This is a genomic window from Peribacillus frigoritolerans (assembly GCF_030676415.1).
Taxonomy (GTDB): Bacteria; Bacillota; Bacilli; order Bacillales; family DSM-1321; genus Peribacillus; species Peribacillus frigoritolerans_A.
On record NZ_JAUUTW010000021.1, the window covers coordinates 25,421 to 38,069 of the forward strand.

8 protein-coding genes and 2 pseudogenes are annotated in these 12,649 nt (G+C 35.5%); 2 read left to right on the forward strand and 8 right to left on the reverse strand.

The annotated features are described in order from the left end of the window. Nucleotides 1-340: 340 nt before the first annotated feature. From Q8G36_RS18670 to Q8G36_RS18690, 5 genes and pseudogenes are all read right to left on the reverse strand, one after another. Nucleotides 341-1,176, reverse strand: a pseudogene (locus tag Q8G36_RS18670) (alpha/beta fold hydrolase). 523 nt (nt 1,177-1,699) lie between these two features. Then, the gene (locus Q8G36_RS18675) at nt 1,700-3,136 is read right to left on the reverse strand and encodes an amino acid permease (protein ID WP_305161007.1); all 1,437 of its coding nucleotides are present in this window, start codon (nt 3,134-3,136) and stop codon (nt 1,700-1,702) included. Between the two features lie 133 nt (nt 3,137-3,269). Further along, the gene (locus Q8G36_RS18680) at nt 3,270-4,724 is read right to left on the reverse strand and encodes an aldehyde dehydrogenase family protein (RefSeq protein ID WP_305161008.1); all 1,455 of its coding nucleotides are present in this window, start codon (nt 4,722-4,724) and stop codon (nt 3,270-3,272) included. 65 nt (nt 4,725-4,789) lie between these two features. Beyond that, the gene (locus Q8G36_RS18685; protein ID WP_305161009.1) at nt 4,790-5,830 is read right to left on the reverse strand and encodes a homoserine dehydrogenase; all 1,041 of its coding nucleotides are present in this window, start codon (nt 5,828-5,830) and stop codon (nt 4,790-4,792) included. Nucleotides 5,831-5,867: 37 nt separating this feature from the next. Then, nucleotides 5,868-7,085 carry a cystathionine gamma-synthase family protein gene (locus Q8G36_RS18690; protein WP_305161087.1) on the reverse strand — a complete coding sequence of 406 codons (1,218 nt, stop codon included), beginning with the start codon at nt 7,083-7,085 and terminating at the stop codon, nt 5,868-5,870. A 537-nt stretch (nt 7,086-7,622) separates the two neighbouring features. Here Q8G36_RS18690 and Q8G36_RS18695 point away from each other — a divergent pair. Both Q8G36_RS18695 and Q8G36_RS18700 read left to right on the forward strand, forming a co-directional pair. After that, nucleotides 7,623-8,267, forward strand: a complete 645-nt coding sequence (locus tag Q8G36_RS18695; RefSeq protein WP_305161088.1) for a GntR family transcriptional regulator — start codon at nt 7,623-7,625, stop codon at nt 8,265-8,267. A 266-nt stretch (nt 8,268-8,533) separates the two neighbouring features. Continuing rightward, on the forward strand, nt 8,534-8,935 hold the full coding sequence (locus Q8G36_RS18700) for an MFS transporter (RefSeq protein WP_305161010.1): 402 nt from the start codon (nt 8,534-8,536) through the stop codon (nt 8,933-8,935). Between the two features lie 437 nt (nt 8,936-9,372). Here Q8G36_RS18700 and Q8G36_RS18705 read toward each other — a convergent pair. The 3 genes and pseudogenes from Q8G36_RS18705 to Q8G36_RS18715 all read right to left on the reverse strand — a co-directional run. Further along, nucleotides 9,373-10,188, reverse strand: a pseudogene (locus tag Q8G36_RS18705) (IS110 family transposase); the annotation flags it as partial. Nucleotides 10,189-10,249: 61 nt separating this feature from the next. Further along, nucleotides 10,250-10,783, reverse strand: a complete 534-nt coding sequence (locus Q8G36_RS18710; RefSeq protein WP_305161011.1) for a DinB family protein — start codon at nt 10,781-10,783, stop codon at nt 10,250-10,252. Between the two features lie 508 nt (nt 10,784-11,291). Then, nucleotides 11,292-12,488 (reverse strand): macrolide family glycosyltransferase, encoded by a 1,197-nt coding sequence (locus Q8G36_RS18715; protein WP_305161089.1) that lies wholly within the window; start codon nt 12,486-12,488, stop codon nt 11,292-11,294. Between the last annotated feature and the right edge of the window lie 161 nt (nt 12,489-12,649).

Below are 12,649 nucleotides of genomic sequence, written 5' to 3' on the forward strand. Positions count from 1 at the left end.
AGGACATATTTCTCATGTAATTATCGCTTTCTTGCTCTTCTCTGTAAATACTACGCCCGTTAGTCATAAACTAAAAAACAAGTGCAGAGCTACATACGAAAAGAGCCATTAACTATAAATGAATAAATAGAAAGGGCATGTTTTGAAAAAAGATTATCAAAACATGCCCTTATATTACTATTAAATTGGATTGTTCTTTTATAAAAACGCTGACCTTTTTTGTCTTCCTTAATAAACAAACGTACCCGTTTTTAAAGTGGCTCTGTTATATTCATTGTTGATTTTATCAAAAAAAACGATTTTTATCGATCAGTTTGCAACAATTTACGGTCATCTGTAATCAGCCCTTTAAAAATGTTAGCAGTGCTTCATTAAATTCTTTGGCATGTGTTGCATTGAACCCATGTGGACCACCCTTTATTAAAGTTACCTTAGAATCAGGAATTGCTTCTGTATCAGCTTCCCACTATTTTCAAATGGAACAATTGCATCTGAATCACTATGAAGAACAAGGGTAGGTATATTCAACTTGGCTAAATCTCCTCTGAAATCCGTTTTGCTGAAAGCAGAAATACAATCTAGTGTCCCTTTAGGCGATGCACCTGCTGCAATATCCCTATTGTAAAGTCGGAATGGTTCACTGACTAAGTCAGTTCGATCTCCAGCAGCAAAAAATCCTCTCGTAAACTCATCAAGAAATGCTAGGCGATCATTTTTTACTCCATTTTCTAATCCTTGAATTACTGCATCATTAAATGCTCCCTCAGGATGTTCTGCTGACTTGTAAAGAAATGGTGGTACAGCTCCTGCAAATACAGCCTTCTCTACTCTATTTGTTCCGTAAGTTCCGATATAGCGTGCTACTTCTCCACCCCCCATTGAAAATCCGACCAGTGTCCCTTTTTGGAGATCCAAATGCTCTAGTAACAGGTGTAAATCAGTAGCGCATGTGTCATAATCGTAACCGTTCCATGGCTGAGAAGAGTTCCCGAACCCTCGACGGTCATAAGTTATGACTCTGTATCCAGCCTCAACGAGAGCAGGAACTTGATATTCCTAATATCTACCACTTAAGGACCAACCGTGAATTAATACTACCGGCTTCCCTGTACCATGATCCTCATAATATAGTTCAATCGGTGTTTCATTTTCGGTTCCTACAGTAATTTTTGCCATTTTTCTACCTCCAAAAAATATTCACATATATCCTATTCTCCAATAATACGGATGAATCCCGTAGCCTATTTATTCACGTTTCATGTTGCGGACTACAAGCATAATAATCCTATTGTTCCGATGATTCATTTTCTGTTTTTGTAACAATTCCCCATCTAATACCTTTTTTATCTTTTTGGGTTCACTTCAATTTCATGGGCTTTTCTTTTTACAAAAGTGTACTTTCACCAATTAAGGTTGAAGCTACTTTTATATTGAATGTTATGGGAGTTATGTATACGAATCGAGTAGGTAGGAGTGACTAACTTTATCATAGAATTCATCCAAATCCATGTCTATTAACCATCGGTACCCTTATTTGATGCACATGCTAGGCACACTGAAAAAGAACAGCTTCTTCTAAATAAGCAGAAGAAGTCTGTCCAAAATCAGTGGTGATCCTTTGTTATTATTTAAATTAGTACGTTAAAAATCGATAAACCGAAGATCTTGTAAGCCTTCTCATTTTTCACAAAAAATCTCTTTACTTAATATTCCTAATATTATCATCCGTTTCATTATAAGAATTTATCTGATTCTTATTTCCTCGGTTTTTCATATAATAGAAGAGATAGCATAAAACAATAAAAGGTACTCCACAATACAGAGCAATTCTTTGGCTCGCATCAAAAGCAAGACCTATACAAGAAGCAAGACACAAAACACAAGCAGCAATGGGTACAAAAGGATAAAGTGGTGTACGGAATTTTAAATTTTTAATATCTCCACCCATTTTCAAAAAATGTTTACGGAACATATATTGTGATAAAACAATCCCTATCCAAACTACAACTACTGCAAATCCTGATATAGCCACAAGTACTACATAAACTGTATCAGGTGCAAATACACTAGATAATAGAGATAAACAAGCTACTGCCATACTTACAGCTAAAGCATTCAATGGTACTCCATTTGACGTTACCTTTCCAAAAAATGAACTTATCATTTTTTCATTTGAAAGAGACCATAACATACGAGTAGATGCATATAGACCAGAGTTTGCTACTGAGAGTAAGGCTGTAATAATAACAAAGTTCATAATATCAGCTGCATAAGGAATTCCGATGTTGTCAAAAACCATCACAAATGGACTTTCAATGACTCCTGCTTCTTTCCAAGAGATTAACCCAGATAACACAAAAATTGCACCAACAAAGAAAAACAATGTTCGCCAAATTACATTTCTAATAGATCTAGGAACGTCTTTTTCTGGATTTTCACTTTCTCCAGCAGCAATGCCAATAAGTTCTGTTCCTGAAAAGGCAAAATTAACGGAAATCATAGCCATAAAAACTGGAAGCAGGCCATTTGGGAAAAGACCTCCATCTACAGTGAAATTAGAAAGCATGGGGGCAGAGGCTCTATCATCCATTGGAATAAATCCAAGCATTGCAGATCCTCCAAGCACAATAAATAAGATAATAGTAATTATTTTGATACCTGAAAACCAAAATTCGGTTTCTGCAAATATTTTTACTGAAATGGAATTTAGTAAAAAAATTAGAATCGCAAAGACGGCGCTCCACATCCAAACAGAAGTGTGAGGAAACCATCTCTGCATTAATAGTCCAGAGGCAGTAAATTCGGAACCTACCGTTACCACCCAAGTAAGCCAGTACATTAAACCGATAGTAAATCCAGTAGCAGGACCGATATATTTGGTAGCGTAAGTTTGAAATGAACCTGTTACTGGCATAGCAACAGTTAGTTCGCCCAGGCATAACATGACAAGGTACATGATTAATCCGCCTACTAAGTAAGCGAGAATCGTACCTCCTGGTCCAGCTTGGCTAATTGTATATCCACTGCTCAGAAAAAGACCCGTTCCAATTACACCACCTAGCGAAATCATGAACAAATGCCTACTTTTCATTGAACGTTTCAACTGGTTTTCATTGGTATTATTTGTGTTTGGCATCTAGTCTCCTCCTCGTTATTTACTCTCTGCAAGTACTTATTTTAATAGACAACAATATACAAAGTTTATATTTTGCAGAAAAATCAGAATCTTTAGCATAAAGACTGACCTGCACAGGTCAGCCCTTATGTTATCATATTGATTTATTATTAACTTTAAAACAAACAACTTTTGGTTCAGTCATTTCTTGAAGCGCAAACTTAATTCCTTCACGACCTAAACCAGAACCTTTTACACCTCCGAAAGGCATCGCATCAATGCGATAATCTGAGCTATCATTTACCATAACTCCACCTACTTCAAGTTTACGTATGGCTCTCAATGCCTTATCTAAATCACGAGTGAATATACCTGCTTGCAATCCGAAATCTACACGATTAGATTGGGAAATGGCTGTATCAAGATCAGGAACATTATAAATGGTAACAACTGGGCCAAAAACCTCTTCAGTTGCCAATTTACAATCTTCTGGTACATTAACTAAAACAGTAGGTTGATAAAAAGATCCTTCACGTTTTCCACCACAAAGCAACTTTGCACCTTTCTCAACAGCTTCATTTACCCAACTTTCAACACGTTTTGCTTCTATTTCGGAGATCATTGGTCCCATATCTGTTTCTTCTAATAATTTATCACCTACTCGATATTGTTGAGTACGATCAATAAATTTACCAATAAAGTTATGATAAATACCTTCTTGAACATATATTCTCTGTACCCCTAAGCAATTTTGTCCTGCTGCCCAAAAGGCTCCAGAAACAGTTGATTTCACAGCTTCTTCTAAATCAGCATCTTTCAATACAATAACTGGTGAGTTTGATCCAAGCTCCATACATATTTTTTTCAAGCCTGCTTTTTGAATAATTGCTTTACCAGTGGCAAGTCCTCCTGTAAAAGAAATCATTCGTATAGCTGAATGAGTAATTAGACTATCTCCCATGTCACTTGTATAACCGGTAATGACGGATAAAACTTTCGGTGGCAAACCGGCTTTTTCAAAAGCTTCTGCCAATAAGAGAGCACTTAATGGTGTTACGGTTGCTGGTTTTACAATAATAGCGTTCCCAGCAGCAATAGCAGGACCCACTTTATGTGCAACAAGATTTAATGGATCGTTAAAAGGTGTTATAGCTACAATAATTCCAATAGGAAAACGATAATAGTAACCTATGCGATCTTCGCTTCCTGGCATTTGATCAAACGAAATGGTTTCTCCATTAATTCTCCTTGCTTCTTCAGCACTTATACGAAGTGTTTCAATACAACGTAGTACTTCTTTTCTTGCTTCTTTAATTGTTTTACTTCCCTCACGAGCAATAGTAGTTGCATATCTTTCCTTATTTTCAAAGATCCAGTCCGCAGCACGATGAAGAATAGCAATTCTTTCATGTGTTGACATATCTGCTGCTATTTTTACTCCTTTTTTTGCTTCTTCTATAGTATAAATGACGTCTCTTTCATTAGCAGCAGGAACTGTTGTGATTAAACTATGATCCTGTGGGTCCAAGACTTCAATGCTTTTATCACGAGATACCCATTCCCCAGCAAGAAACATCTTATTTTTATTTATTAAATTGTCAGTAAACATCATACAAAATCACCTCATGATAAGTAATTTTTAACTTATAACTTTAAGAATGAAACGAATAATAATTATAATTGATCACGGTTAATGTTGATTAAATCAATGAGAATCGAGAATCCTGTTTCTTTACGTCCAGCTCCCGCTCCAATTAAGGTAATTGGACCAGCTAAATCACAATCATAAGTAATAGCATTTTGTGCACCTAAAACTCCAGCTAGAGGATCTGTAAGAGGTATAGCTTCAGGTCCTACCTTTGCAATGACTTTATCGCCATCCTTTATACATTTAGCAATTAACTTCCATCTCTTACCTTCTGATTTTGCCCACTCAATGTCCTTTTCCGTAAGATGACTAATCCCTTCACATTCTACTTCTTCTCGTTTCATTGGAATACCCATTACAATGTTAGCAAGAATGGTAGCTTTATATTGAGCATCATATCCCTCAACGTCGCTAGTAGGATCTGCCTCTGCATAACCAAGAGCTTGTGCCTCTGACAATGCATCTTGATAACTCAATCCTTCTTCCATTTTAGTTAGGATATAATTAGTTGTTCCATTCAAAATCCCTCGTATTTCAAAAATGCTATTCCCTGCCAATGAACTCAGTGGCATTCTTAATGCTGGGGTTCCACTCATAACTGTTCCTTCAAAGCCCCAACGAACATCATTTTTTTTTGCTAATTCAGCTAACTCTTGATAAGCTAGTGAAACCGGACCTTTATTACTCATTACTACGTTTTTTTTGCTTTCAAATGCTGCTTTACAATGATCAATGGCAGGTTGTCCTGTTTTTACATCAGTAAAGGTAATTTCAACAACAGTGTCTGCATTACTCTCACGTATTGTTCGAAAACTATCCCACCCTCTTACCAAGCTAGGGGTCTCAGGGTAACTATCTAATTTTCCTGTTTCCTTTACAGCTTGTAACGCTAAAGAAAGATCCAACCCCTTAGGATCATAAAGGGAACCTTTCATAACATCAGAAATAGCAACGATTTTTGCATCAAAGTTAAACCCACTACGTAGTGACTCACTTTTATCTTGTAAAATTTCAGCTAACCCTTGACCAACTACACCAAATCCAAGTAATGCTATCTTATGTGTCATATTTCAATACCTCTTCCATTAGTAATATTTTATACTTTCAACTACAGCTAACAGGGTAATTGGATTCTAAGTAAGAAAAAGCTTGCTCTAAATCTGCTATAAGATCTTCTGTATCTTCGATACCTACAGAGATACGAACTAAACCTTCTGGGATACCAAGGGCTTTACGCTCTTCAATAGTACATTCAACATGGCTAGTCGTTCTTGCAGGCCCATATATAGTTTCAACGGCTCCAAGGTTTCCAGCTTTGTTTGCATATTTTAATTTTGATAATAAAATTTTGATAGCTTTCATTTCATCTTTTAATACAAAACTTAATATCCCACCGAACCCTTTCATTTGTTTCTTTGCGATATCATGATGTGGATGCGCTTCCAATCCCGGGTAATAAACTGCGTCAACAAGCTTTTTCTTTTGAAGATACTTTGCAATTTCCATTGCACTTTTTTCTTGTTGCCGTACACGAAGCTTTAACGTTTTCATCCCTCTTAGAATAAGGTAGGCAGACCATGGGTCCATAGTTGCTCCATTAATTTCACGATAATGATAGACTTTTTTCATTAATTTTTTAGAGCCACATACTATGCCACCTAATGCATCTGCATGTCCACTTAAAAATTTAGTTGCACTATGGACTACAATATCAACTCCTAATTGAAGAGGATTTTGATTAATTGGAGTAGCAAACGTATTATCTATGATAACTAATGCACCCACTGATTTTCCGACTCTCGCTATCCTCTCAATATCAGTAACTTTCATAGTAGGGTTAGTAGGAGACTCTAAATATAGCACTTTACACCCTTTGACCACTTCAGCTTCAATTTCTTTATGGTTTCCGGTATTACACAATGTTACATCGACATCAAGATTGGACAAGAATTCAGTAAAAATTTTATTGGTTCCTCCATAAGTATCTTTGACTGATACAACCCGATCTCCTGGTCTTAGAAATGTATATAATGTACTACTAATAGCAGCCATTCCTGATGAAAAACCTACAGCTTTCTCTGCCCCCTCGAGTATCCTTACTTTTTCTTCCAGAGCTTGAACAGTTGGATTTGCCATTCGATTATAGGTATAACCAGGTTTATTTCCAAGGGCAACTTCTTGCCATTCGTCTACGTCATCGTAATTGTAGGCTACACTAAGAACTACAGGAACTTGGGTTGCATTATAAGCAAGAGATTCTTTTTCTCCTGCCCATACCGCTTTTGTTCCATCTTGCACATCTTTAAAGTTATTCTCACTCATATTTTTCTCACCTCTAATTTTATAAATTTGTAAAAATGGTCTTGTTGAAACTTGAATTTTATTTTGTATATAATATATTGTATATTTTATACTCCAAAAAAAATCCCCCTTCCACATTACAGTTTTTACCTAATGTTTTCTTGGGTTTATTTCTTAACATTAAGGTATCTAATACAAATAGTTTAAAAAACTTAAAACAAATGAAGAAAATATACTTTATATTGTATATTGTATATAGTACAGAATAGTCAGAAAACATTTTACATATCGAATTATACAATTAACTTATCTATTTTTCAATGCTTTATTATTTTATTCTTAAAAATTCTTTAAACTGCCTTATTTCTAATACCATAAGACTTAAAACAACAATTCATAAATAAAAATGGAAGCAGGAGTCGGTTTATATCTTAAATATCATAATAAATAATAGAGATATTGAAGTCTGTAAAAGATGGTGCTAATATTAAAGACAAGAATTTCTAATTATATATTGTATACTATATAATATTAATTTTTAGCTTAGGAGGAAACGCTATCAAAAATAGATATCAATCATTAAAAGATCTCGTATATGATTATATAACTGAAAGAATTCAGAACGGAACCTTACTTCCTAAGCATAAGATAAATGAATCGGTATTATGCGAAAAATTAGGAGTAAGTAGAACGCCTGTAAGAGAAGCTTTGATACAACTAGCTTCAGACAATTTGCTCGAGTATCTTCCTAGAAAAGGATTTATTGTTAAAGAACTTGATACCAAAAAAAAGCTAGATGTTTTTCGAATTGTTAGTGTATTGGATTCTTTAGCAGCCTCATTATCTTTAGAGCATATCACAGAAAGTGATATTGAACGTATGGAAGATTTGGTTAAGAAAATTGAATTTTCAATTTCAACAAAAAACTATTTAGATTATCAAAAATACCAAAATCAATTCCATAAAGTATATATTGATAAATGCAATAATCCTACATTAATAGATCTTCTTGATTCTTTACAAAATAGTTTTGTTAGACAAATTTATTTAAGTAATAATGAAGAAAAGCTTTTTGCCGTATTAGAGCAAATGAATGAAGATCATAAAGAAATTACCAATTATTTTAAAAAAAGAGATAAAGAGAATTTAGAGCAACTTATTAAGAATAAACATTGGGAAATAACTCATTTAGATATGATATAGTTCATAGTTAACATAAGCTAACTTATAGGAAATAAAATACGAAAATGCCCTTTCTTCTTCTATGAACTGTTCTGTGATACCCAATCCTAATTACACGTAGTTTTCTCCAATTATTTTGTTTTTAATGTAAACCAACAAATGTTGCTAATAACTTGTAATAAAAAGAAAAAGCTTGTTTTGAAAAAAGATTGATCAAAGTTTTCTTCTAAAGGTTTATTTTTCGTGACTGGTTTAATTAGAAAATCTTCAAGGTGATATATCTTGGTATGGCATCTCCAATGAATTCGAAAAGTATCTTAATTTCAACAAATGCTTTATTGACAGCTGTTGTTATCGGGATTCTTCCGTTTTTTCATAGTATCATTTTCACTGTTGCCTTAATGACTCTTGCCATCTGCTTTATTTCATCAATTACAGGTGGTGCTTGGGCCCTTGCTGGGGACGTTTCACCTACTTCGATTAAGGCATCTGCTAGTGCAATTATGAGTTTTCGTGGTTACTTTGGCGGTGCATTCACCCCGGTTGTATCAGGTATGATTGTGGACACAACCGGTTCTTATACGTTAGCATTTATTTCAGGTGGAATTATTGCCAGATGTGCGGCTCTTTGTTTTTGGGGCAATGTGAAAAAGCCTATTGAGGCAGAACAAACTTCAGATGATTCTTGATAAGAATGTTCATTTTATTTGTAATCACTTACAACAATGGGGCGGAAACCAAAGATCATATTATAAAGTATGGATTAAACCAGCATATTTTCCCGTGCCTATCACCCCACCTCTTTATCCTACTAGTAATTCAATCAAACTCACCCTTTTTAGGGTATTTTTTTAAAACTAGAAACCTTGATAAATGAATAAATAGAAAGGGCATGTTTTGAAAAAAAGATTGATCAAAACATGCCCTTATACTATTTAATTGAATTATTCTTTTATAAAAAAGATTGATCAATTTTGTGTCCCATAATGAACTAAACCAGCTAATAGGATGTCAATATCTTTCTCTAATATTTTCATTTCCCTTATGATATACTATTTTTGGCCATCTCAAATAACCCTCCAAAACCCTTTTGGAAGGATTTTTCTCTGTTTCACAAAACCGTTAATTAGGCTAAATCTAGGAACGTTTCTTTTCTGCTTAATAAAGCATAAATCCAATGAAGCAACTTATTCATACAGGCAACGATTGACACTTTGGCAGGTTTTCCTTCTGATTTTTTCTTATCATAGAATGTTTTAAGCTTTTTGTTCCTTGAACTTCTTATGCCGCAAAGTACGGCAAGATACAGAGAATGACGTAGTCTGCTCGAACCTCTTTTTGTCATACGATTAATGGTTGCCGTAAACTTTCCCGATGAGTGAACACTTGGATCTACTCCAGCGAAGGCAACCAGTTTTTTCGGGTGATTAAACCGATCGATTTCACCAATTTCAGAGATAATCGTGGCTGCGATTTTTTCTCCGATACCGGGAATCGATTGGATGATCTTATATTCTTCTAGTTCATTTGCCAGGGTCACTATACGATCTTCCAAATCAGAAAGGTGTCCCTGGTAATGAAAAAGCAACTCAATATACATACGAAGATTGATTACGTGACTTTCATACACGCTTTTTTGAAATGGATTTCGAGATGCGGAATCCATTATTTTTTTGCTTTTTCCCTTGCCCATTCACCCGATCGGTTTGAACAGAACTCTATAACACTCTCTTTCTCCGGCTGTTAATACCGCCTCTGAAGGAGGATATTCCTTTAACATCAATAAAGAAACCTTCGAATATAGATCTCCAAAAACCTTCCGGTATTCAGGAAACACTTGATCTAAAATGGTGTGAAACTGAAGTTTAGCTTCCACATACATATTCGTTACGATTTCCTGTTGTCTGGACAAATTCCAAAGGTCTAATAGCTGAATTCCTCTAATTTACTGGGCTCCTGCTGATATTCCGACGGTCAATAACTGCTTCAACAATAGAGATAAATTACTTACTTACTTTTAAAAGAAACTGATCGATACGTTCTTTTTGCCGTAAGTGGTGCCGGAAATGCATTTCGATTAGCTGAAAATATTCCTCTGCATTTAAATATCCCATTCTCCTGTGCTGAACTTTCTGGCTGGCCGGAATGTCAGAGAGCTTTCTTTCTATCTCTTGCATTTTCTCAATGATTTGAAGCAGTCCTTCCTTTACTTCTTCTTTGCCTGTAGGATTTGGCGGTGTGAAATCCGGTGTATCCGGACCTTTTAACCTGATTGGAGGAAACGTCCCTTCTTTGAAAATCGTTTCCCCTATTTCTGTTTTTTTACCGCCATCGGAAGTAGTGCCATCAACACATTGCTCAATGGCTTTCAAATGAAGATGAAGGGTGCTCTTTATTAAATGATTGTACATTTGTCCTAATGACCATTCATCCTCAGAAGGCTTTCTCGTAAACTCATCCAGCGAATATTTACTTAACTCTTCAATATAGTATGTAGACACCTGTTCGAATCGCTTCAATACCTCTTTTGTATCCAATAGATCTCCCGCTTTCTTTATAATTTTCTTTCTCCTTAATGTTGAGTAGTGCGTCCCAATGCTAAACTAAATAACATCTTATGACATTAACTTCGACTCACTTACAAATAATCCCTTCTCTTTATTTAAGAAAATGGCCCTTTAACGGAAAAACTTATTGTCACTCAACAGTTCCTTAATCGATCTTTCAATTCAGATGTTCTTTTTCCTTTTCACTATAAAAACACCCCTTTAGTTAACCAATCCAAAGGAATAAAACGGTGGCATTTTTTAGCAAACGGTATAATTTTATTTTAAACGGTACATCTTTTTAATAAACGGTACGACTTTTATTTCAAATCCACACCTAAGGATCAAATGAATTCCCTATACAAATCTAGTTAACATAATGAAACGTTATAGGAAATGAAATAGGATCTTCATCGAAGAGACCTGTTACTTCGATAATCTCTTCTAGGAGTGATACAGAGTCAATCGACCATTTTTCTGACTGTACCCCTTATATGCCTTAGAAGATACCCGAACTTACCTTTTTTAAGTAAACATCTATAGCCGTTAGAGCTTCTTTTGCTCCACCTGCTTTTTTAAAGCTATTGCTCAACTTCTTAGCATTTTCCCGATAAGCAGGATTGGACAATACCTGTCGAACGGATTCTTGTAGCTTTTCTATGCTTACTTCATGTGGATCAATTCTAAACCCGGCTTGAAGTTCCTCTAATCGATTAGCGATCATAGGCTGATCTGAGGTCTGGGGGATGACGACAAGGGGCACTTCATAATAGAGAGCCTCACTCGTACTATTCATACCTCCATGAGTAATGAAGACGTCCGTATGCTTTAAAACTTCAAGCTGCGGTAAATATCTACGTACAATGAAGTTTTCCGGTAAAGGCTGCAGCTTGGCTAAATCAGTAGCCATGCCCACTGAAAATATGACTTTCCCCTCAAAGTCTCTAAAAGCCTCTACGCAGGTTTGAAAGAAAGATTCAAAGCCTTGCAAGACGGTACCCATTGAAATATACAGTACTTTCTGGTCTTTCAGTTCCTCTAACGGAAAATCATGTATTTGCACCCGTTTCGTGATGGAAGGACCGATAAATACATATGAATCATCCATATATTCTCCACCTGGTTGAAACTCTCTGCTTGTGTAGACAATATTCAAATCAGAAGTATTCATCATAAATTGGAGGGGTTGCTTTACCTTCACACCGAAACGTTCCTGGATCCGTTCCGTTATAGTTGAATTTTCTTTCTCCATTTCCGGCAATGGATTTAGAGGAAGGCCACTGCCACTTTCTAGCATTTTCAGGAATTGCTCCTGAGGAATAGCGAAGGAAGATGATGAAGAGATAGAAGGAATGTTTAAATAGTCTTTGACCAGCATGCCCGCACCAAACGTATCATGATACACATAATCAAATGGGGTGGAATCAGCTAATTCTTGAACAATAGCCAAAATATCATAGGAAAGTTTTAAATGGACTTGCATAAATTCATGGATACTAATGACTTTTTGAGGTGTGAATCCCTTTAAATGATTTGGATGAAGATATACATTCGCACCCAAACCTTCAATTCTCTCTTTAAATTCTTCAGTGGTTACGTAATGAACAGAATCTCCACGATCAATTAAAGCTTTTACTACACCAAGAGTCGGATTAACATGGCCCTCAGCTGGAAAGTTTATCATTAATACATTCATCAACTTTCATTCCCCTTTCCAATAATATATAAATCACTCAATCTCTTTTTATGATACAATACCACCCTTATCTTTTTCCAATATAAACCATCAAACTTACCTATAAAGGGTTCCGCCAAGGTCCTACCAACAAAAAGCGGAAAACATACTCTAAGCGAAAT